The 25,123-nt window shown below is 33.8% G+C and carries 22 protein-coding genes; 8 read left to right on the top strand and 14 right to left on the bottom strand.

Annotated features, from left to right (window positions below; all coding sequences use genetic code 11):
• The first annotated feature begins 104 nt into the window (after window positions 1–104).
• Window positions 105–1,262: a hypothetical protein gene (locus tag Q8X41_RS13515; RefSeq protein WP_397536814.1), complete on the top strand. Its 1,158-nt coding sequence runs from the start codon at window positions 105–107 to the stop codon at window positions 1,260–1,262.
• Between the two features lie 72 nt (window positions 1,263–1,334).
• Here the strand turns inward: Q8X41_RS13515 and Q8X41_RS13510 are convergent, their stop codons facing one another.
• Both Q8X41_RS13510 and Q8X41_RS13505 read right to left on the bottom strand, forming a co-directional pair.
• Window positions 1,335–2,264: an AEC family transporter gene (locus Q8X41_RS13510; protein ID WP_397536813.1), complete on the bottom strand. Its 930-nt coding sequence runs from the start codon at window positions 2,262–2,264 to the stop codon at window positions 1,335–1,337.
• Window positions 2,265–2,427: 163 nt separating this feature from the next.
• Window positions 2,428–4,005: a diguanylate cyclase gene (locus Q8X41_RS13505; protein ID WP_397536812.1), complete on the bottom strand. Its 1,578-nt coding sequence runs from the start codon at window positions 4,003–4,005 to the stop codon at window positions 2,428–2,430.
• Window positions 4,006–4,851: 846 nt separating this feature from the next.
• On the opposite strand from Q8X41_RS13505, the gene Q8X41_RS13500 reads away from it, so the two are divergent.
• Together Q8X41_RS13500 and Q8X41_RS13495 are read left to right on the top strand one after the other, a co-directional pair.
• The gene (locus tag Q8X41_RS13500) at window positions 4,852–5,652 is read left to right on the top strand and encodes a LysM peptidoglycan-binding domain-containing protein (protein WP_397536811.1); all 801 of its coding nucleotides are present in this window, start codon (window positions 4,852–4,854) and stop codon (window positions 5,650–5,652) included.
• A 167-nt stretch (window positions 5,653–5,819) separates the two neighbouring features.
• A complete protein-coding gene (locus tag Q8X41_RS13495) occupies window positions 5,820–6,158 on the top strand; it encodes a heme oxygenase (protein WP_397536810.1) in 339 nt (112 codons plus the stop codon).
• Window positions 6,159–6,264: 106 nt separating this feature from the next.
• Here Q8X41_RS13495 and Q8X41_RS13490 read toward each other — a convergent pair whose 3' ends face one another.
• Together Q8X41_RS13490 and Q8X41_RS13485 are read right to left on the bottom strand one after the other, a co-directional pair.
• Entirely contained in the window at window positions 6,265–7,131 is an 867-nt protein-coding gene (locus tag Q8X41_RS13490; RefSeq protein ID WP_397536809.1) for an SDR family oxidoreductase, read from the bottom strand.
• Window positions 7,132–7,408: 277 nt separating this feature from the next.
• Window positions 7,409–8,173 (bottom strand): C40 family peptidase, encoded by a 765-nt coding sequence (locus Q8X41_RS13485; RefSeq protein WP_397536808.1) that lies wholly within the window; start codon window positions 8,171–8,173, stop codon window positions 7,409–7,411.
• Between the two features lie 555 nt (window positions 8,174–8,728).
• Here Q8X41_RS13485 and Q8X41_RS13480 point away from each other — a divergent pair.
• The 3 genes from Q8X41_RS13480 (at window position 8,729) to Q8X41_RS13470 (ending at window position 11,451) form a co-directional block, all read left to right on the top strand.
• On the top strand, window positions 8,729–9,367 hold the full coding sequence (locus Q8X41_RS13480; RefSeq protein WP_397536807.1) for a CotZ-related putative spore coat protein: 639 nt from the start codon (window positions 8,729–8,731) through the stop codon (window positions 9,365–9,367).
• 93 nt (window positions 9,368–9,460) lie between these two features.
• Window positions 9,461–9,823 carry an S-Ena type endospore appendage gene (locus tag Q8X41_RS13475; RefSeq protein WP_397536806.1) on the top strand — a complete coding sequence of 121 codons (363 nt, stop codon included), beginning with the start codon at window positions 9,461–9,463 and terminating at the stop codon, window positions 9,821–9,823.
• Between the two features lie 428 nt (window positions 9,824–10,251).
• Window positions 10,252–11,451 carry a class I SAM-dependent rRNA methyltransferase gene (locus Q8X41_RS13470; protein WP_397536805.1) on the top strand — a complete coding sequence of 400 codons (1,200 nt, stop codon included), beginning with the start codon at window positions 10,252–10,254 and terminating at the stop codon, window positions 11,449–11,451.
• Window positions 11,452–12,023: 572 nt separating this feature from the next.
• Here the strand turns inward: Q8X41_RS13470 and bioB are convergent.
• The 3 genes from bioB to Q8X41_RS13455 all read right to left on the bottom strand — a co-directional run bounded on the left by bioB (window position 12,024) and on the right by Q8X41_RS13455 (window position 15,882).
• Window positions 12,024–13,022 carry a biotin synthase BioB gene (gene bioB, locus Q8X41_RS13465; protein WP_397536804.1) on the bottom strand — a complete coding sequence of 333 codons (999 nt, stop codon included), beginning with the start codon at window positions 13,020–13,022 and terminating at the stop codon, window positions 12,024–12,026.
• 1 nt (window position 13,023) lies between these two features.
• On the bottom strand, window positions 13,024–13,614 hold the full coding sequence (locus tag Q8X41_RS13460) for a biotin transporter BioY (RefSeq protein ID WP_397536803.1): 591 nt from the start codon (window positions 13,612–13,614) through the stop codon (window positions 13,024–13,026).
• A gap of 348 nt (window positions 13,615–13,962) precedes the next feature.
• Window positions 13,963–15,882, bottom strand: coding sequence for a S8 family serine peptidase (locus tag Q8X41_RS13455; RefSeq protein WP_397536802.1), 1,920 nt, complete (start codon window positions 15,880–15,882; stop codon window positions 13,963–13,965).
• A 241-nt stretch (window positions 15,883–16,123) separates the two neighbouring features.
• Here Q8X41_RS13455 and Q8X41_RS13450 point away from each other — a divergent pair, with 241 nt between their 5' ends.
• A complete protein-coding gene (locus tag Q8X41_RS13450; protein WP_397536801.1) occupies window positions 16,124–16,600 on the top strand; it encodes a hypothetical protein in 477 nt (158 codons plus the stop codon).
• A 629-nt stretch (window positions 16,601–17,229) separates the two neighbouring features.
• On the opposite strand, the gene Q8X41_RS13445 is transcribed toward Q8X41_RS13450, so the two are convergent.
• From Q8X41_RS13445 to Q8X41_RS13420, 6 genes are all read right to left on the bottom strand, one after another.
• Complete coding sequence (locus tag Q8X41_RS13445; protein ID WP_397536800.1) at window positions 17,230–17,844, bottom strand: PH domain-containing protein; 615 nt, start codon at window positions 17,842–17,844, stop codon at window positions 17,230–17,232.
• A gap of 454 nt (window positions 17,845–18,298) precedes the next feature.
• On the bottom strand, window positions 18,299–18,676 hold the full coding sequence (locus tag Q8X41_RS13440) for a hypothetical protein (protein WP_397536799.1): 378 nt from the start codon (window positions 18,674–18,676) through the stop codon (window positions 18,299–18,301).
• 34 nt (window positions 18,677–18,710) lie between these two features.
• Window positions 18,711–20,165 (bottom strand): FTR1 family protein, encoded by a 1,455-nt coding sequence (locus Q8X41_RS13435; protein WP_397536798.1) that lies wholly within the window; start codon window positions 20,163–20,165, stop codon window positions 18,711–18,713.
• Between the two features lie 322 nt (window positions 20,166–20,487).
• Window positions 20,488–21,138: a FusB/FusC family EF-G-binding protein gene (locus tag Q8X41_RS13430; protein WP_397536797.1), complete on the bottom strand. Its 651-nt coding sequence runs from the start codon at window positions 21,136–21,138 to the stop codon at window positions 20,488–20,490.
• A 256-nt stretch (window positions 21,139–21,394) separates the two neighbouring features.
• The gene (locus Q8X41_RS13425; RefSeq protein WP_397536796.1) at window positions 21,395–22,549 is read right to left on the bottom strand and encodes a VanZ family protein; all 1,155 of its coding nucleotides are present in this window, start codon (window positions 22,547–22,549) and stop codon (window positions 21,395–21,397) included.
• 105 nt (window positions 22,550–22,654) lie between these two features.
• The gene (locus tag Q8X41_RS13420; protein ID WP_397536795.1) at window positions 22,655–22,945 is read right to left on the bottom strand and encodes a DUF6509 family protein; all 291 of its coding nucleotides are present in this window, start codon (window positions 22,943–22,945) and stop codon (window positions 22,655–22,657) included.
• A gap of 64 nt (window positions 22,946–23,009) precedes the next feature.
• Between Q8X41_RS13420 and Q8X41_RS13415 the strand changes: the two genes are divergently transcribed.
• The gene (locus Q8X41_RS13415; RefSeq protein ID WP_397536794.1) at window positions 23,010–24,239 is read left to right on the top strand and encodes an alanine--tRNA ligase-related protein; all 1,230 of its coding nucleotides are present in this window, start codon (window positions 23,010–23,012) and stop codon (window positions 24,237–24,239) included.
• Window positions 24,240–24,285: 46 nt separating this feature from the next.
• Here the strand turns inward: Q8X41_RS13415 and Q8X41_RS13410 are convergent, their stop codons facing one another.
• On the bottom strand, window positions 24,286–25,023 hold the full coding sequence (locus Q8X41_RS13410) for a sulfite exporter TauE/SafE family protein (protein ID WP_397536793.1): 738 nt from the start codon (window positions 25,021–25,023) through the stop codon (window positions 24,286–24,288).
• Window positions 25,024–25,123: the final 100 nt, after the last annotated feature.

The raw sequence follows: 25,123 nt of genomic DNA, 5'->3' as shown, positions 1-25,123 counted from the left end.
GACAAAGATGGGGGAGCAGGTGTTTACCCTAGAGATATTCGTGATGATAAAAAAACTAAATTAGTAAGTAAATTATAGTGCCTTTAAATTTGAAAGGAATATTAATGAGAAAAAAAATAGGAATTGGTATTTTAATAATTGCTATATTAGTAGTATTAATATTTTGTATAAAGACATTGATAGGTACTGTAATCGATAAGAAGAATGCTGTGTCTGAAGAAAATATTATTTCCGATACAAAAGCTGTGCTCTACTTATCTTCAGCTTTACAAGATACAGACTTTAAAAGCTATGCAGTCTTTATTGATAAACAAAATAAAGCATCTTACATGAAACTGAATGGACTAGATTTTGGAACAATTGCTTATGGTAATAAAACACTTTTTATAGAAGATACTAATTCGATTCGATTACTAACAGATCATAAGACAAAAAAAACAAAATTTAATAATGCCGAGTATGCCGCTACATATGCAAATTATTTACCAAAGCAAAAGTTGTTTTATAGTATACACAATTCAGGTGTTGGTCAGAATGGAAATTATTACTCAAATATTCGCTTCGGAAACCAAAAAAAATTTTCTTATCAAAAAATAGCAAAATATATTGTGGCTGCAGGAAATGATAAGGAAAACATTTTCTATCTGTCAGAAAATGATAATGGAACATCCTATAAGATGTCCATCTCAACGATTTCGAATAACAAATGGAAAGAAAAGATATCAAAAAAAATTGATGAATGGAATAATCAAGACATGACGCCTATTTCTGAGTTCTTTTTTAAAGATGGTAAAGCTTATTGTCTAGTTACAAATTCTCAAAATAAGAATAAAGATGCGTTATCCTTATTTATCATAGATTCCAAAAAGAATGATTATACAATTCAAAAGGTGAAAGATTTAAAAGAATCTGATACAGAATTATCTGGAACGTATAGTTCTAGTACATCTAGCTATTTAAAGGATCATCACCTATTTTATGTTACAAATGAAATGAATGTATTTTCAATCGATATAAATACAAATAAAATAGAAAAAAGGCTTGAATTACCCAATACAGACACAAACACTAGATTAGCTCAAGTTTCTTTCCATGATAATCTTCTTTACTATTTATATAAGACTCATCAAGGGGATTATTTTTTGGATGCCTATAATCTAACATCCTCAAAAACAATACAGCATAAAAAATTAGAAAATATGTCGACTATCGAAAAAAGGGTCGATGGACTGTACAATTATGATATGAAGATTCTTCAATAGTTTTTAGGGTTGTGCAATTTGCACAACCCTTTTTTGGTTAACGATTTGCTATCTATAGCCTAATTGATCCCTTTATACATATAATAATTTCGCCACATAAATCACGATAGTCACAGTTATACAGCTAACAACGGTTGTAAAAAGAACTGTTTGTGCAGCAAGCTCTGGTTCGACGTCATACTCTAAAGCCAAAGTGGCACTGTTCCGCGATGTCGGAAAAGCACTTGCTATTAATAAAGACTGCGCCACAACACCATGGAATCCGAAAATGGTAATCCATGCGAAACCTACTAACGGTCCCATAAGTAATCGACCGATACAACTCATATATAACATTTTATTAAACATCGTACTAACGTGAATTTTTGACAACTGTGCCCCTAAAGTTAGTAAAGCAATTGCAACAAAAGCATCGGCCATATGTCCAACCGCAATGGATAAAAACTGTGGCAACTGAATATTCGCTACATTTAAAATAACACCTAGTATTAAACCATGTACAATCGGTAATTTAACAATACTTTTGGCGATTTCCCATCCGGATTTTGTCGTTGAAATCAAATTATACAATCCATATGTATAGGTCGTTAAATTTTGGAAAATCACAGTAATAATTTGAATCGCTGTACCTAATGGCTGTGCATGGAATACCATTTGACTTACTGGAATTCCATAATTCCCAGAGTTAATGAGGACAATACTATTTTTGAAGATTGCTGCTTTCTTTTTTTCAAGCTTCAATACCTTACTAATAATCGTACTAATAACCATTAAACTGATACTAAAAGCAAATAAATAGAGTAATATTTCCCCTAAAACTGCTAGGTTCACTTTTGTTTCATATATATTAACAAATACAGCTGATGGCATTAAACAATATGTGATTAAATTCGACAATGCTTTCAAGTTAAATTGAAACTTGCGTTGCATGATTCCACCCACGACAAGTAAAACTAAAATAGGTGCGACTACTTGAAAAAATACTAAACTTAAATAACTCATCATCTCTCCCCTATCTCATTCCTCCTCTATTATGGAACTTTTCAATATAAATAAAAAGAGTAGCTATTCCAAAATTTATTTAATTGTGATGATGAAGTAACTTTTATTTTAGGTGTTTTTCCAGAAACCTAATCTTAAAAAATCATAAAAAAACCCAACTACTTTATCTAGTTGGGTTTAAACTTTTCGCCATTATAACACGGTTTCGACCTTGTTCTTTTGCTTGATATAAGCATTGATCTGCTTGTTCAATTAGCTTAGCAGCAGTATATTCTGTTTCCAGGTATTCAGCTACACCTGATGAAATTGTTATTTCTTTTCCTGTAGGACTGGATGTATTCTCAAGATCTTTCCGTAAAATTTCTGCGACTTCAAAAGCATCTTGAGCAGTAGTGTTTGGTAAAAGAACGATAAACTCTTCTCCACCATATCGACAACATAAATCGGTTGCTCGAGTGACAGTTTTCATTTTATATGCTAAGTATTGTAAAACTTCATCTCCTACACCATGTCCATAAGTATCATTAACCAGTTTAAAGTGATCTATATCCATTAAAATAATAGAAAATGGTGTTTTTGCATTTATCAATTCATCCATTTTAGCAGTTAATGTTCGTCGGTTTGTTAATCCTGTCAATGGATCTGTAGTTGATTGATCCATAAAGAAATTTACCTGTTGATGCAAAAAGCTTAAACTGTGAATTAATGCATTTTTTAGTTGTATCACTTCGTAATACCATGCTGGAACAGCAGATAGATTTTTTTCTTCATCTTTTTTCATGCTACTCTCTGTTAATTCGGCTAATCGTTGCAATGGTCTTGAAATTTTGATTGCTGCCCAAATAATGATGGCTAAAGTTATGATGAGTAATGGTAATGCTACATAGAGCATTTCTTTTACCATATTTTCTGCAGGCTGTAATGCAACTTCTGTTGGTCTTTGTGATACAACTCCCCAACCAGCGTTATCTACAGTTGAATAACCCGCTAGCATATCCTGTCCTTGTGAATTGGTTATTCTTTGTGCACCACTTTTATCGTGATTCATTATTTTTTGAACTATAGGATTTTCTGTCACTACATCATTAATACGTGAACGATCTTCGTGATAAATAATACGTCCATTTCGATCTACTACATAAACATATGAACCGTCATCATAAAAATGTTTCCCTAATAACTCATTGAGAATATTTGTTTCTTCCAAATAAATTGTTCCGCCTACAAGACCTAAGTATTTACCTTTCTTATTAAAAATAGGCGCCGAAATATAGATTAATTCACGATTTGTAATCGCTCTATATGGATCTGAAATCATTGGTCTTTTTTCTCTTATGGCATCTTTTATGGCTTTGGATGCTAAGACTTTACCCTTGATTTCTAGCGTTTGCGGAGAGGTGGCCAGCACTTTTCCCTTTGTATCGACAATGGAAATCGAGTTAAATGTATTTGTTTGCATTCTCAGACGATCAGCCTCTTCATTAAGTCTTTCTTCGTTATCTATGTATTTTGCGATAGTATTTGAATTATAAACAAGGGTTTGAAGTGTCTCCGTTAAATAATTATTAGCGGTAGTTGCTAGTTTTTCAGCATATACTCGGTTTGTTTCTAATGTGTTATCCATTAACGTTTGATTGTTCATACGATAACTACTCCACAAACTACTTGCAATCGTTAAGAGGAATGCTAAAATTGCAACACCAATGATTAAATGCTGCAGTTTTAAGTGATATTTTTTCATTTATTTTTCTCTCTTTATGTTTTTTCTTTATTTTACCAAATAAAGATATCTATTGCTTAAAAAAATAAAAAATAGCTAAACTGATTAATATGACTCATCAGTCTAGCTATTTGATTAATATTATGCATCATAACGGTGTATTGTATCGTCATAATCATCATCTAAATCATCTTGTATAAAACCTAAAAACCTTAATAGCTTTTTCAACATACAATCATCCCCTTAACTTGTACATGCATATCGCTAAAACGGTTGGCTATAATTCCGAATATTCTTTACTTATATTTTACATGAAATTAATATAAAATTCTATTAAAATGCTGTTTTGTGTCCAAAAACACATTTTTGATGTCTCAAATTGGACACACCCATCCATCTATTTTCTATACTAATTCGTATCCTATTTACTTCTAGATTTATCTGTATTGGTAATTTTTGATTTTTCACTATTTTTATAGTTATTGTATTGCATTTAACACTCTAACATCCTATAATATTAACCAATTAGAATAGTAGGAATTAAACTCTCCCCTAATCTAATAGCTGACATTTCATGAATGTTAGTGAGTTATGCAATTTTGTCACAACACTTTTTATTAAGTTGAAAAATTGTATAGCAAAAATGTAGAACTCTCCTTATTATAGGCATCAGTAGCCCCCCTCAATGGTTGCTGGTGTTTTTTTGATTCAACCGAATAAATGAAAATCATATCACCATCTAACTCAATTCTTTCAATTTGTAAAATAATGTAACATTTCGTAATGTTAATTTGATATTCTTATCACATTTTTGCCATTTATCTTCTTTATAATTAAACTTGTGCAAAATTATAAGGGGGATAAAAATTGAAAAAATTGAAACTATCTGCAGTCGCACTAAGTTCAGTGATGCTTTTCTCGACAATGTGTGACTTCAATGCTTCAGCAGCAACTACTACATATAAAGTTAAATCCGGTGACACTTTATCAAAAATTGGTGCAAAGTACCATACTTCATATAAAAACATCATGAGCTGGAACAAGCTTAAAACGACCAAAATTAAAGTCGGGCAAAAACTAACAATTAAGACAAGCTCATCTTCTAGTAAAGCGAGTACTTCTTCTACTACATACAAAGTAAAAGCTGGTGATACACTTTCAAAAATTGGTAAAAAATATGGTGTATCTTATAAAAGCATCATGAGCTGGAATAACTTAAAATCAACAAAAATTAAAGTTGGACAAAAATTAAAAATTAAGAAGTCTACAAAGAAAGTTAGCAGTAGCGTTCCATCATCTACTGCCAATTCCAAACTGCAATCAGCAGTATCTATTGCAAAATCTGTGCAAGGTGTACCCTACGTTTTTGGAGGATCTTCAAAAAGTGGCTTTGATTGTAGTGGATTAATATTTTATGCATATAAGAGTGCAGGTATATCTGTTTATCGTACGACCGCTGCAGGATATTATTCAATCTCATCAGCTACAAGTTCACCTAAAATAGGAGACTTAGTGTTTTTCAAAAATACATATAAATCTGGTATCTCCCATGTTGGCCTTTACATGGGAAATGGTAAATTTATCAGCGCAAGCGGTACAAAAGTTCAAGTAAGTTCAGTATATGAATCCTATTGGAAAAACCATTTCGCAGGCTATCGACATTTGTAATGTCTTTACAGAACACAGTACAAAACGCTTGAAATGTCCTTTTTCAAATTAGTAAATAAATTCTCAAGAAATTATTGTCTTGTCATAGTTCTCATTTGCATAGAGGCCTTTACATGATATAAGATTTCATAGAAGATATGTAATTGAATGAAAAGGAGCGATTTTACATGTACGTAGTTACAAACCGTATTAAAGTAAAAAAAGGCTTTGCAGAAAAAATGGCACCAAACTTCACACGTCCTGGTGCATTGCAATCATTTGAAGGATTCGTAAAAGTTGAAGTTGCAGTTTGCAGAGATTTTGAAGAGTATGACGAAATGAGCGTAAATATGTACTGGGAAAATCTTGATGGCTTCAAAAAATGGCGTGAAAGTGATGCATTCAAACAAGCTCATAAACGCCCAGAATCTACACCAGGTGGAGCACCTAAAGAATCTCCATTACTTGGTAGTCAAATTGTCGTGGCAGAAATCGTTTCAAGCATCGGAACTGCTACACAAGCCTAATCATAAGGAAAAAGCTCTAGAAGAGAATATTACGTTCTCTTACTAGAGCTTTTTTTAATTTTTTATTCTATCCGATAACGCTGGTCAAGCCGCTTCCGCTTTTATTTTAAGAATTCATGATAGCACCGCCATTCACATGAATGCATTGCCCAGTCATGTAAGTACCTTCATCCGATGCAAGTAACACATATGCACCTACTAATTCACGTGGTTGTCCTGGTCTCTTCATTGGTGTATCTGCTCCAAAGATCGCTACTTCCTGAGCATCAAATGTAGATGGAATAAGGGGTGTCCATATAGGACCGGGTGCTACCATATTCACACGAATCCCTTTACCCACTACATTTTGTGCAAGTCCTCGTGTAAAACCTACGATAGCTCCTTTGGTAGCAGAATAATCAATCAATTGTTCATGTCCTTTATATGCAGTAATTGACGTTGTCGTTATAATCGAGCTTCCCTCTTTTAAATGTGGTATCGCATATTTACTTAAATAAAACGCTGGATCAATGTTTGTTGCAAAAGTTTTATGCCATTGCTCAGTCGTAATTTCCGTAAAATTTTTTACTGGATATTGTACCGCTGCATTATTAACAACGATATCAATTTTGCCAAATTCCTTTACTGTTTGATCGACAATTTCTTTACAAGTAGCTTCTTTTGAGATATCCCCTGGTATAAGTAGACACTTAACTGCTTCCTGTTCAACTAGCTTCTTTGCCTCATTTGCATCTTCATGCTCTTCTAAATAATTTATTACAATATCGGCACCTTCTTTCGCAAAAGCAATCGCCACCGCTCGCCCAATACCCGAATCGCCACCTGTAATAATTGCTACCCGACTTTTAAGCTTGTCACTCCCTATATAATCGAGTGGTTGTATAGGAGCCGGGTTCATACTTGACTCAATGCCTGGTTGCTTATCTTGAGTTTGAGCGGGCTGTCCACCCTTTTGTTGTTTATTGATATTCATAGAAAGTTGCCTCCTTGATTTTGACTATATTCAGCCTTTGCCAACTACAAATGAAATTAAACATAAAAAAGGGCAAATTCACCCCTGTTCGCTTCGTAACAATCCTCGCGGGGCACGTGTAAAGCCAGTGTCTATTCTTTTCAGCTATCAAAAAAAAAATTTAAAAGCGCCAATATAAAAAGCCACACTGCTCATCCAATTGGATAAAAAGTGTGACCTTCTTTTAACGAAGAAAGAAATTCCTTCAACATATTTCGTTTTTCTCCATAAAACTTGCTTATAGCGACCCATAACCTATTACACGATCTGCCCAATAGCTACCTTTCGCTACACTTTGGAATTGTACTTTGTTACCAGCTGCATGTAACACTTCACCATTCCCCGCATAGATTCCTACATGTGTAATTGTATCGCTATTTGGAGTTGCACCGAAGAAAATTAAATCGCCAACATCTGGGCTGCTTACTCGTTTTGTAACAGAATATTGTGTACGACTGCTATGAGGTAGTGTACCGTAACCTGCTTTTTTGTAAACATATGCTGTAAATCCTGAACAGTCAAATCCTGATGGAGACATACCGCCCCATACATAGGGAACGCCTAAGTATTGACGGCCAATGCTGATTAATTCGTTTCCAGCTACTGCATTAGACACTTTTTTAGTTTTTGTATATTTCTTTAAATATGATGCTGAAACCCAGCCTGTTTTGCCTTTATATTTTACTTTATACCACTTTTTGTTACTAACAGTTTTCTTATATGTAGCAGTAACAACCGCACCTTTTTTTAATGTAGTGACTTTTTTATATTTTGTTGAAGCACCTTTTCTCATGTTTAGCGCTGCTTTTGTTTTATATTTACCTGATGCTTTAACAGCCTTTGAGCTAGATACGGTTGTAATGTTATGTGATGTATGTTCTATGTTAGTTTTTGCTTGTGCTTGTAATTGTTCTTGAGGAGCAGCTCCTAACAATGTTCCAAGGCCCAGTGTTAGAGTCAATGTACTTGCGGTAATTACTTTTAATACGCTTTTCTTGTTCATATAGATGATGTTCCTCCGTCATTAATATTATTTATATTTGATGATTCGATTAAATTTGCTGAATTCTTAATAGCTTACACACTAATATTATGGAAATTTTAATGAAGAAACAACGCGATTTCATTTACAATGCTATTACTTTTTGTTACAAATAATACAAAATGACATACCATAGCGCGATTTTTAATACTTTAGAAATTTAATTGGTTTTTTTTTACATATAAAAAGCATTTTAAGCTTTTTTAGGTTGAAATGCTTTTTGCTATTAGGTAGTGACACTGATAATTCTGTTTAAGTGGATTTAAACTTCCGTAGATAAACCGTGATTTTTTTGGGGAATTGGTTGCTCATATTATAGATAGCCTTTCAGCAAACGATGGATATTCTTCCTTTAAGCAAAAAGAAAACTCTGTAGAGACTCAACAGAGTTTTCTTTTATCACTCATTTTCTACTTTTTTTATAAAATAAAAAGACATAGTGTATCCACCTTTTACAGTCCTACGTATGATAATAATACACGCTAATTTAATGTGTTAAGGGAGGTGACATTTTTTATGTCTAATGTAATAAACCAACTATGTAATAAAGCACCTCAAGTTCTAAAGGCTAAATCTGTACATCCGTTCGTTTTAATAGGAAAAAACGGCGAATTATTTTCTACAATCGGAAACTCGAGAGGCTGTTTCATTACATCTTGTTTTTTTAACCTCATTTCTATAGATGAAAAAAGCAAATGTGCTGTATTGGAATTACTAAAACCTTTATGTGGTGCAAAGAAATTATTTCGAACACAGGCACGAGTTACAGTAGATTCTTCTTGCTTCTGTGGAATAGAATTTGTATCTATCCCTGTTTTCGATTGCTTAATAAAATCTAATGTTACAAAAGATGAATTATGTTTACCATTCACTTTAACAAATGAAGATAATCCAAAGAAATTATGGGTGAACAGAAAAAAACACTTAGAAAACATAGTGACCCTTGGTATTCAATACGATGGCATTGATCCTGAACTAAACTTAATTTTTCATACAAAACAAGGTGACATTTCATTGATAGTTCCAAAAGGGCGTTGCGAATATCTAACTATTTCAGAGTTATTATCCTTTGAAGTAGTCACTCCAGTTGAACTAGTAGAAGGAAAAATTAACATGCAATTAAACTGTTGCAAAAAAAATCAAATTTATTTTTAATGTCTTCTAGACAAATTCTTCAAAACACATCAGACCTCTAACATAGACTATCAATGTACATGTACAAACAAAGCAATAAAGGAGGTAACAAAATTGGCTAAATTAGGAAATTGCAATATGGAATTTTGTTGTGTAAATGATGAAGTTTGTCTAACTGTAGAATTAGGAGATTTAGTAGAAAATGTTCCTTTTGTATTTTGGACTAACAATACTGAATTCAGAGTAAACGGTACAGTTGTAGTTAAAAACAATGAGCTTGGTGATGACGAAGGAACTACAGTTGAATTAGTAGTAAACGGTATCGATTCTGATGATCCAGCTTTTATCATTGAACCAGGTGATACAAAGTCATTCACTCTTGATAATATTCAATCACTTGCTTTAGAAGCTGAATCCGTATCAGGAAATGGCGAAAACACTGCATCAATTTCTTTCTCCTTAAATTACAAATTCTAAGGTAAGCAAGAGTAACCTTCGCTCTCAAAACTAGGCAAACTCAAGCATTACCCCAGAATGACCATCAGGCTCCAAAATGCAAATCCGTCAACATAATGCGCAGTATGTTGATGGATTGTTCTATGAATTATTAAGAGGATATCAACTTACACTAAGTTGGTATCCCTTTCTTATTGTATTCTTCCATTTAAATAATAAGGTATTTTTGATTTTGCCTTTAGTGAGTCAGGAGCCCCTGATGTATAGTATGCAGCACGTATCAATAAATTGAAGAACTTTACTCAAATGTTACTGAACTGTAATCCAGAGTAGCTGTAGCTTCAAAGTTAAATACTCATTGCTTCATTTGCCAACACTTAATATACTTACCTTCGCATTTCTTCCTGAAAAATGCGATAATGAGGAAAATAAACATTAAGGATGACATGATGACAAATATTCTTACTTTACGAGTAGACCCTAAGTATGTTGCTGAACTTAATAGAGGCTATTCACTTATATTAAAAGACGCAATTCAAAATAAAGATTTATTAGAAGAGGAAGGCGAGATCATCCGTTTGGTTGATCATCATAACCGCTATATTGGAACTGGTTATTATGGCCACCAGAATAAAGGAATAGGCTGGATTTTAACAACAAAGGAACATGAACAAATCGACCAAGCTTTCTTTAATAAGAAGTTAACAATTGCGCTATCTCATCGCGAGGATTATTTTACTGATAGCGACACAACAGCTTTCCGCATTTTTAACGGAGAGGGCGATGGCATCGGTGGTTTATCAATTGACTACTTTGATGGATACTATATGGTGAGCTGGTATAGCGAGGGAATATATTCATTTAGAGAACATGTTTACAATGCTTTAAATGATCTTGTTGAATACAAAGCGATCTATGAGAAAAAGCGTTTCGATACAAAAGGTCAATATATCGACCAAGATGATTTTGTTATGGGAACAGAAGGGGATTTCCCTATCATCGTTAAAGAAAATGGTATGAACTTTGCTGTTAACTTAAATGATGGAGCAATGACGGGTATTTTCCTTGATCAACGTGATGTTCGTCGTGCTATTCGTGATCATTATGCAGATGGCACAAATATGTTAAACACATTCTCCTATACAGGTGCTTTTTCAGTAGCTGCTGCATTAGGTGGTGCTACAAAAACCACAAGTGTCGACCTTGCAAAACGTAGTCTAGCGAAAACAATTGAGCAATTTAGTGTTAATGGTATTGACTACGAAGCACAGGATATTAAAGTAATGGATGTCTTCCACTACTTCAAATACGCTGTTCGACATGAATTAAAATTCGATTTAGTCGTACTCGACCCACCAAGTTTTGCACGCACTAAAAAGATGACCTTTTCTACTGCGAAGGACTATCCAAAATTATTAGCAGATGCCATTGCCCTTACTGAAAAGGATGGTATTATCGTTGCTTCAACAAATAATGCAAGTTTTGGTATGAAAAAATTCAAAACCTTTATTGACCAAGCCTTCAAAGATACTAATACAAAATATAAAATTGTCGATCAATACGGATTACCTAAGGATTTCCGCGCAAACCGCGATTTTCCGGAATTCAACTATTTAAAAGTTGTTTTCATTAAAAAGTTAAGTAAATAATATTACGCAAAAGCGACTGTCCTTAAGGAGCAGTCGCTTTTTCTATACAATTAATATAGATAAATAAGACCGTTAATTTCCACTGTGGACGAACTGACGAGCCTCCTCGTGCGAAAACCATTTGCTCCTGCGGGGTCTCGTCTAGCCATTTTCCCCACTGGAGTCTACGCTAATTCCACTTCAACTAAGATGGTAATACAAGATTTCCGTCATAAAAATCTATCTTTTTTTACTTTTTTCGTGGCCACCCGTTTTTCCCGATGCAGTCGCAGCCCTCCGTTTCTATCAACTGAATGCGTATATATAGAATCAAATAAACAATACTTTCGATGTGATGAGCCAAGATGGCGAAATAACAAATCAATGCACGTGAACCGTTAGAAATGCTAATAGTTGATCAATTATTTTCACAAGATCATTTAGTGCGTAAACTGTATGTTGCGATTGATTTTTCATTTATCTATCCTAGTGAAATTGAACTGTATCTATATAAAAAGAGCAACAATCAGCTCATGCTTTAGCTAATTGTTGCTCTTTCTTAATTTATTATATTATTGATGAAATTAGATTCATTAATTACATGTATGTTCATGCAATGGCGCCATATCGATTTCAAAACCTAAATCTTCAAGTATTTTCTTATCTTCATCACCTGGTTGACCGTCTGTTGTTAGGTAGTCACCTAGGAAAATAGAGTTGGCAGGATATAAACTAAATGGTTGAAGTGAACCTAAGTTTACTTCGCGACCACCTGATACACGTATTTCCTTTGTTGGATTGATGAAACGGAATAATGCTAACACCTTTAAGCAGTATCTTGGATTCAGTTCATGCGTACCTTCTAGTGGTGTACCATCGATGGCATTTAAGAAGTTTACTGGAATCGAATCTGCATCTAATGCATGTAGGCTACGTGCCATATCAATGACATCTTGTTTTGTTTCCTTCATACCGACGATTACGCCTGAACATGGCGAGATTCCTGCTGCTTTTGCACGTTCAACTGTTTGCACACGATCGTCATATGTATGTGAAGTTGTAATGTTTGCGTGATTTCTAGCTGATGTGTTGATATTGTGGTTGTAACGATCTACTCCCGCTTCTTTTAGACGCTCAGCTTGCTCAGGTTTTAAAATACCTAAACATGCACAAATTGTCATATCCTGATGCTTTTCTTTAATGGCTTTTACAGAATCAACAACGATATCAATTTCCCGATTCACAGGACCTCTTCCACTAGCAACGATGCAATAAGTACCAACATTTAATGCAGCTGCACGATCTGCACCTGCCATAATTTCTTCTTGTTTCATCATTGGATACTTTTCGACGGGTGCCTTTGAGACGATTGATTGAGAACAGTAGCCACAGTTTTCAGGACATAATCCTGATTTTGTATTGATAATCATATTAAGTTTTACTTTATTACCAAAATAGTGATGGCGGATTTGATAAGATGCATCAAGTACTTTCAATATATCGATATCTGGACACTCTAAAATTGCTAATGCTTCTTCATCCGTGATTTTATATCCTTCAATTACTTGCTGAGCTAATTTTGCGAAATCCATATTAATGCCCCACCTTTATAATTTTTTGTAATCGGAAACCAAATATTCCTGCAAATATAGCTAATATAATATCTTTTGGAAGTGGAGGCACCATCCATAACCAAGCCATTTTATATGTAAATCCTTCTGGTGCTGCCGCCCAAAGTTTGTATGCATAGTACATCCAGTTTGTCCCAATTAAATAGTTAACAGCTATACCAACAAGAGCTGCAGCAATATACATAGATTTAGTACGACGATATTCCACCATTTTCCCTGCTACATAAGCTGATAATATAAACGTTACGATAAATCCAAATGTCGGACTTAAAATATAAGAAAATCCACCGCTAAACTGAGCAAATACAGGTGCACCTACTAAACCAAGCAACGTATAAACTGTTATTGAAATGGCACCTAGACGGCTACCTAAAACAAGGCCAGCTAAGATTGCAAATAACGGTTGCAGTGTAATAGGCACCCCACCTACCACTAAAAACGGTGCGAAAGATGTAATGTTTGCTCCAATCATCATTAATGTAGCAAACATTCCACAATACACTATTTCTAAAGTAGAAAGCTTACTTTTTGTTCCTGAAACATTTGAAGTCATTTATTCCCTACCCTCTTCGTTAACTGATTTTAAATATAGGTTAACATATTTTCGCGAAAATGAAACTAAAATTTTTAAAAAGTTAGAAGAATATAGGAATTTCACATTGATTATCAACCCTATATCACTTTAATCTATGTTGCTATTTTTATTAATCCTTATATTGTTGGCTTCTTTATCTAGTAGACTTAATAATTTTTCTTCTTTCATGATGAATCACTTGATGTTCATCAAACAAAATTATCATCACCTACAAAATAAAAAAACGCTAAATTCCCCTAAGAAATTTAGCATTTTTCAATAAAACCTGTTGTTTTAAAGGACGAAAGAATATTATTTTGTATGAAGTTATTTCACAGTAAATTTCACTGCTATTGGCTTTTTAACTGCTTTACCTTTAGATGTTTTTAACCCTTTTTGATCGATGATAATCACGTAGTTTCCTGCAGCAAGTGCTTTCTTCGTTGATAATTTAATCGTTTTGCCTTTTTTGCTTTTTGATAATGTAAAGGTATTCAAATTTTTACCTGAAAAATTCACATAAATATGGTTCGATTTTAAAGTGGATGGTTTAATGGCTGTTTTAAACGTAATCGTTGTATATTTTTTCTTTTTCATCTGTGATAAATTTGTTGCTTTTACTTGTGTTGACTTTGCCGTTGTTGAAATTGCAATTAAATTTAGCTTTTCACGGTATTTTTTAACAGCCTTTTTTTGAGAAGTAGTTAAATCGCTGTATACCGTGTAAAGTGGCAAGAATTCCGATTTCAAACTCAGTTTCTTTCCTTTGTTGATCTTCTTTACAACATTATTAATCATCGTTTTATTTTTACTTACATAGATTTTGGATGCAGAATCTTTTGCTGTTGTAAATTGAATTGTTTTGCCAGTAGATTCTTTACCGATTGTGCTGATTGTTGTTACTTTTGCATGATACATTGTGCCTTGTTTTAAGTTTGTTAATACATAATTCGTATCTGTTGTTGTGATTGCTTTCTTGCCTGTTACTTCTATTCGATATTTCCCTACTGGAACAATGGCATTTTGTGCTATCTCATAGTGCAAGGTTGCTGATGTTTTCTTAATATTTAGCGCAGACAATTTGCTAACATTGCTCGGGTTCGTTATAGCTGTATTTAGTATTCCATAACCGAATAAAGAATCCCTTCCTTTATTTCCTAAATCAATCGTGTAATTTCGTATTACATGACGTAGTTCACTAGGGGTATAGGTTGGATATTGCTGCTTTAGTAATGCAATCATTCCTGTAACATGTGGTGCCGACATGGATGTGCCTGACATTTGTACATAGGATCTTGTTGGACTCAGTGTATAAATATTTACACCAGGTGCAGTATATTCTACCTGGCTTCCTGTATTGGATTTCTTCCATAGCATTTTAGCATTATCGATTGATGATACGGCAATTACTTCACTATATTTTGCTGGATAGTCAACATCATGTGCATTGCCTTCATTACCAGCTGCTGCAACCATTGTAATGCCAGCTGTATTTGCCTTTTTAATGGCTTGATAGAGTATGGGATCATCTTGTTCCGTACCAAGTGACATATTGATGATATCGATATTATTTTCTATAGCCCATTCCACAGCTTTTAGAATTGTTTCCATTTTTGCACCAGTAGGATCAAAAACTTTAACACTGTATAATTCTACATCTGGCGCTAAACCGACTAAGTAACCATCTGCTAGAGGTTTGCTTACTTGACCAGCTATAATTCCTGCAACAGCAGTTCCATGTCCATCTGTATCTAATGGTGAACTTTCATCATCAGGAGTTGCAGGATCATCTTCAACAAAGGAATACTTTTTGACATTAGCTAATGCAGGAATGTTAGCTACACCAGTATCAAAGGTTGCTACTTTAACGCCTCGTCCTGTTAAGTTTTGATTCCACGCATTTTGAACGCCCAACATTCGCATATTCGCTAATGGAATAATGCCCTTTAAGGACGCACCCTTTGTTTCTATAGTTGCCGGCTTTTTCTCAATTACTTTAATATCTTGCGATTGTTTTAAAAGTGCTAGATTATTTGCACTAAAATTCCCTTGCACAATATTTAATAAGTCAAAATGATTCTCAATAGAGGATGCTAATTTCATAATTTGCTGTTTTCCTGCTGCATTGCTGTAAACAATCATCACTTCTTTATACTCTGGTTCTATCGCCGAAGCATTGTGAGGGTTGTAAGCAACTATACAAAGCGCTAAAGCAAAAGGCATCCACCATTTTGTATTTCTTAACATAACTTCACCTGTCTCTATTCAATTAGTATCATATGTATATTTCCAATATCTTTAAGGTTTTTTCTAGACAGTTTTATAGTACCATGTAGTAAGAGTATGATTATCTAACAAGCGAATTAAGTTTCTGTAACAATTCATGTGCAATGTCATCGCTACTGTTCTATAATGTGATAGATTGAGATTTAAAACTTCTAATAACAATGAATAGATACCTATTTTATTAGGTGAAGAAGGGATTTCTATGTTTAGAAATAAAAAGATTAAAATTCGTGTTTCTGGATGGTCAGCTTTGTTACTAATTATTGCTATTTTAGCTATTTCACTTACTTTGGCCATTTCAGTGCCTTACTTTGGTTTTTACGGTTTATATAATATACTGGCTAAATTCAATCTAGCGAGTATTGATATTTTCGAAAAATGGTACCAAGATCTTTTCTACTTTGGTTGGTTTATCATATTAATCTTTTCTATGATTATCTTACTTGATTTGTTCTGCTTATTTATTATTGCAAGTTGCAATATAAAATTGACGAAATCAGTAGATACTATTAGTACTATTATGCAATTTGCTATTAGTGTTGTACTCTTTAAAAAGTTCATCGTTGCTGGTTTTGAGCGTATTGATGTAACATGGGCTGGCACTTTCATTCTTTTCTTATTGCTGTATGTTGTTGTAGCTGTTTTTAGTTATGAAAAGCCTAAGAAGGTAAACAAATAAGAAGGAATCTTTAATTTAGTAACAATTAACATTGTTGTGTCAATATCTATACAATACTTGAACACGCATTGATAGTATGATAAAATCCTAAAGTTCAGTATTTTATTTCTAAATAAAATCTGAACTTCGTGTGAGTTTAAACCTAATTTTGGGTCTTTAGCTTAAAAGCTGAAGACTCTTTTTTATTTGGCTCCGTTATATGAAATATTATCCAAACCTAATAGCTTGTTTTAAAGAATGCCCATAGTTTATATTCGCTACTTATACTCTCATATAAAGACAAAAAGGGATGTCTAGTGATCCCTTAAGTAGTACAAGAAATTAAATTAGCACCCCTGCCTTACATAGAGCACGAGAACGAACCATCTCTAGCTCCACGCGCCAGCTTTTTGTACCAGATAACCTTCTCGCTGTGATGCAAAGAGCGCCTCTTCGCGTGAAGAGCAACTGACCAATAAAGCTAAACAGGCGCGTTCCGCATTTTGAGGCAACGCGGTTGGCTCATGCGGTTTGTACGCTTAGCGGGGTGCTTAGCAAAAAACAGTAGAATGTTTTTTATTTCGAGTAAGAAGGATGTTCAATAGTGGGTTATTCATTCACTTTTGAGACAGCTCCCCTCAAATACGATATTAATGATTAATATACAATTCAAACACGTCACCATAATCTTTTTTCATATATTGTTCTTTGTTTTTTAACGCCCAATCATTTGCAAACCGTGTAATTTGTTCGAATGATTGTGCAGGTGTTACTTCTTTTGATTCTATTTTTCCGATAGATTGTGCTGCATAGCTTAAACTATTTTGTGCGATTTCGAAGTTTTTCTTATTTTGAAGCATTTCTACTGAAATTGTATGGAATGCTTTATAAAGATCTTTGATTTCAGTATCAAATTTTTTATGAATATCAATTGACATCGGTATGTTATCAATTGTGAATTTAATTTCAATATCTAAATCAATCGTACCTGCTGTTTCTAACATTACATCTGATATTGTGCTATGTTCGTAATCATATCGTTTTAATAGACGCTTTTTACTGATCGCTGAGTCACCATCAACATGGATTAATGCTTGATTTGTAAAACAGTATTCATCTGACTTCGTTTTAATCAAGAAATACACAACTTCTCCTGATTCATGCTTAACAAAATCATCTGCCTCTGTTTTATCGAAATCCTCTTTTGGTACAACGACCCCAATATCAGATAATCCAAGTGCATCGGATGCTAGTTTTTTTAACATAAAGCATTCCTCCTAAGTTTATTGTTGCTCTACTATATTTACGAAAACCCCCAAAAAAAGTTTCAATAAGAAATTCACTGTTTCGTTTTGCACCAATTACTATCGCGAAAGATCCATCCACAATAAGAGCTAATCCATGTGGATAAATTTAGACTATGTTAATGGATACTGTTAATTTTTATCCAAAATGCCAGCATGCTATGCGCAAAAATTTGATAAGCATGTGGATAAAATGGTTTTATCCCCTTTTATTACTCTGTTATTAACATTTTGTGCATAAGTTTTTTGTTAACTGTGTACAGAAAATTTATTTTAAAATAGTTTATCCACAAGTTAATGCATCATCATCTAATGGTTTACTGATGAAAAGGAAATCTTCTATGTGCCAATCATCTTAATACAAAAAAAGCCAAAGCACTGTAGCTTCGGCTTTTTTACCAATATAATAGTTAATTTACTTCGTTTTATCAGCTAATTCCTTCAGTGCATCAGTAAGTTTATCATTTAAAGAACCCAATGCTTTTTTATCCAAAGTAGGCGCTTCTGAACCTGCAATCGTTGGATCAAGATACTTTTCAACTTTGGCATAAAGATCTTTATTATCTTTCTTCACATCATCTTCAAAAACTTTCCATTGATCTTCTAATTTCGGTCCAACTTCTTTTACTTTCGCTTGATCTCCACTATCAATTGCTTTTGATAATTGTTCAGTTGTATCAAGCATTTTATTGACCCCATCAGAAACTGCATTGTTATTATTCGAACCACAACCAGCTAGTAATAACGCACTTGCAAATCCAATTGATAAAACCATTGATGTTATTTTTTTCATGACTTTTTCCTTCTTTCTATATGACTACTGTTAGTTATTGTTTTTTAAATTTTTTTACTAGAATGATGGCAACAGCCACAAGAATAAGAATCATTTGAGGAATGGCGCTCTCCCAAGAAGGGTATAAAGCGAAAAATTCAATGCTTGGAATACTTTCAACATTAGTTGTTGGAATTAATCCAGCTAATTGTAGGCTATGAATGCCCATTCCAGTAAACTTAATGCAAAGATAAAATACAATTAGGCTTGATACCATAAAGAATGGTCGAAGCGGTAACTTTAAGCCTACATATATCATTAAAAAGGCTATGATTCCTAGGATAGCTGCTCCTATTAGAAAACCAAATAGAAGTGACTGAAGCTTAATTTGGCTTGCCATTCCAATATAAAATAGGACAGTCTCTGTTCCTTCTCGGAATACTGCTAGAAAAGCTAAAACGCCAAGTGAAACAAGTTTTCCAGTAGATAATGCTGCTTGACTTTTTTCACGAATATATCGATTCCAATCAGCAATATTTGATTGGCTATGAAGCCAATAGCTCATATACAATAACATGACCGCTGCAAATACTCCTGTCCAGCCAGCAATAAGTGCATTATTATTACCAAACGCTCCGGAAGATATCACGAATTTGACTATTAGTGCAAGAATGATACTAACTCCAAATCCACTTAGAACGCCACTCCAAATCCATTTCTTCCCTCTTGTTTCGCCTGATTTCTGTACAAAAGACATCAAGGCAATTACGACAAGTAATGCTTCCAGCCCTTCACGAATAAGGATCATTGCAGCATCCCAATAGGTGTAACTAGATTTTTCGGCTAATGGTGTAAGATAATTGATCATACTTTCTATTGTTTCATTTGCTTGTTTATAATTTGGCGGATTAGCAGATAGCATTGCTTGTATTTTCACCAAATCTCTTTCGGAATCACTATAGACCGATGCAGATTGTGCAACAACTACTCCCTCAACACTTAGCCAACTAGCACTCGCTTTTTTTATGTCCGCAAGAGCTTCCTTTTGATTTTGATTATTAATCTCTTTCTTTGTTTGTTGAAGTAGAATAATAAAATCATCTAAAGAAATGTCCTCTTTCTTATAACTTTTCTCTTTTGGATATCCACCAGTTGCAAATTTATCATTTACATTCTTTAAACCTTCTAAAGCCTGAACTACCTGATCTTGTTTTTTAAGAGTAAATGCATAGACTACTTGTCCCATATTTGATTCAATATCTTGATAAGCTTTTGCTGAATCATTTTTTATTCCAGTTTCAATTTCTCGCCAAGTTTTATCATATTCGTTATAGGTTTTCTCTGCTTCAGAGAGGTCCCCTTTTTTAGCCAATTCAATAGCTTTATCAACAGATTTCTCAGCCTTTTTCATATCATCATTGGAATTTCCAGCAGCATACGCAGGATTATGTATTCCAACTCCAATAACTAATAAAAGGATAGAAATAATATATAGTAATTTTTTTCTCATAGGCTCTCCCTCGAAGATATAAAATAATCTCCAACTTAATTGATAATGAATTTCAATATCAAAATACATTATTATTCTAATCACATTGATGTAGACTGTCAATGAGTAATTTATTGTATTTATATAAATATTAATCAGGAAAGTAAGTATTTCTACAGGACGCTTTCAACGCACTATTTTGTATTAGTAATTCAGTAATTTATACAGAAATAGAACGAATCCATTTTTGTGAGAAAAGCTGAGTTGTAGGTACTGAACTTTAGAAAAGATTGTATAAAAAAAAGACCTCTCAATTTTTTACTGGAGAGGTCTTTCCTTTTATTTAATGTGTAACACGTTCAAAAAAGTCATTTAATCTTTGCAAATCTGAGATGTTTTTATTGCAATTTTTACTATCTGCACAAATGTAGTTACTGTATTTTGTAAACGTATCTGTAACTTGCCCTTTTACCTTTGTTGTGAACAGACTAACATCTGAATGGCGATTACAAACTGCACAAATCCCTTTAATTACGTTGGTATCGATGTTCCCTTTAATAGCTTTAAGCTTTCCTTGTTGTTCAAGCACTATATACTTACGATGTGTACTAACATCGTCCCAAGTTAGATAGCAGATCTGATGAAAATCCATACTTTCTAGTTTAGGTAGTTTTAATTTCTTTTCTTTTTTAAAAAGGCTTTTTAGCTTACTTGCTGTCACTGCTTTAAACGGAATGACATACAGCTTTAAGCTTTCTAAAAATACATCACTCTGAGTATGGTCCCTAATATTGTATATTTGATCAATTAGTTTTAATTGATCAGGGTCAAGATCCAGATTTTCCGTTAGCTCTGTATCTACGAGCCCTTGTACAGCAAGAATGACATTTTTATCTTTTGTTGTGTTATACGCATTTATCATTTTATTCAATTGTTGCTCTATTAAATGATAGTTTGCCACTGATAAAAACGGTTGAATTGTTTGTTTTTCCATCTAAAAATCACTCCAATTTTTTAGGCTTTTAAATTTAGTTATTGGCCTAAAGAAATGGTCCATTTTGCCGTTGGAAAAATTATTCAATTATATTGTCCAAGACATTTACAAATCTTCGATGGAGATTTCTTTAGCCATGAAGTTTTGTCTTCTAGAGTATGCATTACTGTATAATGCGACCATTGAGATTCCTCCTTGTAAAGAAAACTACATACATATTATCATCAAAACACTGATAATACAATTTTGTAAATATCTAGAATTTATCTTTTTTTGTCGTATATAAATCAGATGCTTCATCACAATAGAAACGTCGTTTACCTTTCCCAAATACAACTAACATGATATGGATAAACAGTACAATCGTGACGATACCATACAACATCATTGTTCCAATTTGAAGGAAATAAGAAACGTGATAGTAAGGTGAATCCATTGAGATTTGAGATTGATTTAAGACTTTAATCACAAAGGTAATAAAAAATGTTACATAAATCGCTACAAAACGTTTAAATAAGCGATACACAGTTGCACTGCGACTTACTTTACTATCATATCGGAAACGCATTATAAATGTTCCGATTGTTCGACCATTCCAAAGTATTGGGATCACAAAGAAGAATACAAATAGTGAGACAGAACGAACAAGGAATTCATACACTTCGTTTACACTCGTATAATGTAAGAAAATTTGTGTCGCAATATCAGTGCAAAATAAATCCATGGCAATCGCTATTAGCACTGACATCGATCCAACTTCATCTAATTTTAATAAGATATCTGCCTTTTCATTGATTTTTTTCTTTGATGGGAATAGCGCTAATACTGCTGGTGCAATGAAAAATCCTACAATCCCACCCAGTGTATTTAATAGTAGATCATCCACATCAAAAATACGATATGCACAATTATAATAGCCAAAAATCCCTGTCACTTGTGTCATTTCGTAAAATAATGTCAACACAAATGTGATGCCAAGAGCTATTGCCCACTGTTTCTTTTGCTTTAAGAAATGGCGCAAATAGACACCAAATGGTATTAACAACAGGAAGTTAAAGAACGCTTGATAAAAAGCAGTTTGTTCAAATAAATGTACATATGTCCATGGTTGTGTCCAAACAATTCCACTGTTTTCAAAAATATCGGAAATAAATCTGAACGGAACTAAAGAATAATGCTGTGTTTCAGGTTCTTGCATTGAACAAGTATCTCGAATTGATGGTAAAGGTAATATTACTAGAAATAGTGCTGAGAAAAAGTAAAAAATAAATGAAAATGAAATTAACGTCGTAGACAATGGCAAAAATCCATATTTGCGATATGTATAAATAAGCCATGGAATCCAAATCACAAATGCCAATAGTATAAATGCAACAATAGCAACATTAATAGGTTGTGTATAAGCATCCATTTCTTTCAACTCCTTTTTTAATTTGAACGGAAATAGACATCCAGAAATCCTACACTTAAGTATTCCCGAATGTCTATTAGACAAAGCATATTACAGGCCGTTTTTCTATTCTCCTGCAGCAATACGTTCTTTACAAAAAGTTAAAATCATTTCTTCTTCATCATCTTCTAATGCAAAGTCTAATAATTTTCCGCTTGCTTTTGCAGTGATAAAGTAATTAGCTAATGCAAGTTCGTCATCTTTTTTTGCAACAATCGCACGAATTTCAATTCCACCTTCTGTATAAAGTTCATCGTCTTCATCTACATTAATATCTAACAGAAATTCGAAACGTTGACCTTCAATAATATTAGTTGGATCTAAAATTTCTTCCATTGTATATGCTAAAATATCCAATAAAATCGCTCCTTTTATCTTTCACTACTTTATAATATAGGAAATTGGCAATTAGTAAAGTTTTATGTTAAAAATAGGCGATAACATAAGGGAGCGTGGAAAAATGCAAGAACTTTTCTATTATCAAGATGTCATGATGAAAGAATTTAATGCAAGTGTTCAAACTCAAAAAGAGGATGAAGAAGGAAGAAAATATATCGTATTAGACAATACTGCTTTTTACCCCACTGGTGGTGGACAACCGTATGATACAGGTATGTTAAATGCAGTGGAAGTAATAGATGTGGAGAAAATTGATAGTGAGATTCGACATTATGTAACTAAGTTTTTGCCAGATAATACGACAGAAGTTCATGGTGTGCTTGATTGGCAACGTCGCTTCGATCATATGCAACAACATGCTGGCCAACATATTTTAACGGCAGCTTTTGTTGAGCTTTTCAACTATCCTACGGTAAGCTTTCATCTTGGGACAGAAACAGTGACGATTGATATTGATCATGCGAAAATTTCAGATGAAGAACTGGCTGCAGTAGAAAAAAGAGCCAATGACATTATTTTAGAAAATCGTCCAATCGTAACAAAATGGGTAACAGAAGAAGAGATGTTAAATTATAATTTGCGAAAAGCTGTCTCCGTTACTGGAGAAATTCGTCTTGTTATTATTCCAGATTACGATTATAACGGTTGTGGAGGCACTCACCCTACTTCTACCGGACAAGTTCAAGCCATTAAAATTTTAGCGACAGAAAAGCAAAAGAAAAAAACACGTGTGCATTTTGTTTGTGGAGGACGTGTACTTCATGAACTACATTGGCGTAAAAAAGAATTATCTGAAGCAGCTCGTCTTTCAAATGTACCTGAAGAAAAAACAGCACAAGCCGTAACAAAGCTATTACAAACGCAAAAGGAACTTGAAAAGGCCTTAGCAGATGCCAATAATCAATTGCTAACTTTTGAAGCAAAAGAGTTATTACAAGAATCCGATGCGAATCTTATTTGTAAAACATTTACTTCCCGCTCTGTTCAGGAGTTACAACAACTAGCACGCGCAATTATAGCAACAGATGAAGCAAGCACTGCACTATTCGTTTCAAAGCAAGCTGATAAACTACAATTTGTGGCAGCAAAAGGGGAAGCTGCACATATTGGTAGCATGAAGGAAATAGCAAACACTGTATTACCAGTCATCAACGGTAAGGGGGGCGGCAATGATACCTTTGTCCAAGGTGGCGGTGAGGTTACTATTTCCGCTGAACAATTGCTTGAGAAGATGACAAAAGTGTTAGTATAATACAAAAGGACGTTTCCAATCAATTGTGGAATCGTCCTTTTACCATTTACCCTCTAAAATAACTGATTACAATTTGAACTATTAGAATAAGCGTAATCATTCTTAATAATGGATTCACATATTTCGTATCCAGCTTTCGTGCAACCCTTACTGCTACTTGTGCTCCGATTGTTGAGCCAATCATTAAAGCGATCGTTAATCCCCACATAATCTTTCCTGTGGCAATGTAGGAAATTGCTGAACCGAAGCAACCTGCAAATACGCCGACCCTGGAAAGTCCAACAGCACGAATATAGGCAATCTTTTCATGTGCATATAAATACATTTGTAGTGTGCCACTCCCCGGTCCGAACATACCATCATACATACTAATCCCTAACAATGAAGGCACCGTTATTTTATTGGGCTTAAATAATGCATGTCCTTCAAAATCATTTTTACTAAAAAATGAAGTGACAAATGCGAAGGCAAGTAAAATAATGGCAATCATCGTTAATGTGCTATCGCTTAAGAGGGAAGCGGTGACTCCACCAAGTGCCCCTCCTATTAAACACATCACAAGAACCGTAAACGTTTCTTTTAACGTAATCTCTTTTTCTTTGAAAATAACAAGAAAACTTGTAAAAGAACTAACGGTATTTGAAACTTTATTTGCCCCGATTGCAGAATGCGCAGGTAACCCCATTAGCAACATTGTTGGTAATGTAATCAGACCTCCACCGCCACATAGTACGCCGACAAAATTACCTAAGAATCCAATGATCATAAAAACAACAAATTCCATCTCTACACCCGACTTTATGTATAGTTTATCCCCAATTAACAGGCAGAAGAGACTCGCTGAATGCACGACCTATTTAAATAGGATAAGTTCTTCTTATAAC

This window comes from Rummeliibacillus pycnus (genome assembly GCF_044359855.1).
Lineage (GTDB): Bacteria > Bacillota > Bacilli > Bacillales_A > Planococcaceae > Rummeliibacillus > Rummeliibacillus pycnus_A.
This window is presented reverse-complemented; position numbering and strand designations above follow the sequence as displayed.

Coding starts and splice junctions, on each gene's coding strand:
- Q8X41_RS13515 (WP_397536814.1), top strand. CDS start 105: ATGAGAAAAAAAATAGGAATTGGTATTTTAATAATTGCTATATTAGTA.
- Q8X41_RS13460 (WP_397536803.1), bottom strand. CDS start 13,614: ATGACTTCAAATGTTTCAGGAACAAAAAGTAAGCTTTCTACTTTAGAA.
- Q8X41_RS13430 (WP_397536797.1), bottom strand. CDS start 21,138: ATGGAAAAACAAACAATTCAACCGTTTTTATCAGTGGCAAACTATCAT.
- Q8X41_RS13505 (WP_397536812.1), bottom strand. CDS start 4,005: ATGAAAAAATATCACTTAAAACTGCAGCATTTAATCATTGGTGTTGCA.
- Q8X41_RS13425 (WP_397536796.1), bottom strand. CDS start 22,549: ATGGATGCTTATACACAACCTATTAATGTTGCTATTGTTGCATTTATA.
- Q8X41_RS13445 (WP_397536800.1), bottom strand. CDS start 17,844: ATGTTAAAAAAACTAGCATCCGATGCACTTGGATTATCTGATATTGGG.
- Q8X41_RS13450 (WP_397536801.1), top strand. CDS start 16,124: ATGTTTAGAAATAAAAAGATTAAAATTCGTGTTTCTGGATGGTCAGCT.
- bioB (WP_397536804.1), bottom strand. CDS start 13,022: ATGGATTTCGCAAAATTAGCTCAGCAAGTAATTGAAGGATATAAAATC.
- Q8X41_RS13415 (WP_397536794.1), top strand. CDS start 23,010: ATGTTAAAAATAGGCGATAACATAAGGGAGCGTGGAAAAATGCAAGAA.
- Q8X41_RS13495 (WP_397536810.1), top strand. CDS start 5,820: ATGTACGTAGTTACAAACCGTATTAAAGTAAAAAAAGGCTTTGCAGAA.
- Q8X41_RS13480 (WP_397536807.1), top strand. CDS start 8,729: ATGTCTAATGTAATAAACCAACTATGTAATAAAGCACCTCAAGTTCTA.
- Q8X41_RS13455 (WP_397536802.1), bottom strand. CDS start 15,882: ATGTTAAGAAATACAAAATGGTGGATGCCTTTTGCTTTAGCGCTTTGT.
- Q8X41_RS13410 (WP_397536793.1), bottom strand. CDS start 25,023: ATGGAATTTGTTGTTTTTATGATCATTGGATTCTTAGGTAATTTTGTC.
- Q8X41_RS13440 (WP_397536799.1), bottom strand. CDS start 18,676: ATGAAAAAAATAACATCAATGGTTTTATCAATTGGATTTGCAAGTGCG.
- Q8X41_RS13470 (WP_397536805.1), top strand. CDS start 10,252: ATGACAAATATTCTTACTTTACGAGTAGACCCTAAGTATGTTGCTGAA.
- Q8X41_RS13435 (WP_397536798.1), bottom strand. CDS start 20,165: ATGAGAAAAAAATTACTATATATTATTTCTATCCTTTTATTAGTTATT.
- Q8X41_RS13485 (WP_397536808.1), bottom strand. CDS start 8,173: ATGAACAAGAAAAGCGTATTAAAAGTAATTACCGCAAGTACATTGACT.
- Q8X41_RS13510 (WP_397536813.1), bottom strand. CDS start 2,264: ATGAGTTATTTAAGTTTAGTATTTTTTCAAGTAGTCGCACCTATTTTA.
- Q8X41_RS13490 (WP_397536809.1), bottom strand. CDS start 7,131: ATGAATATCAATAAACAACAAAAGGGTGGACAGCCCGCTCAAACTCAA.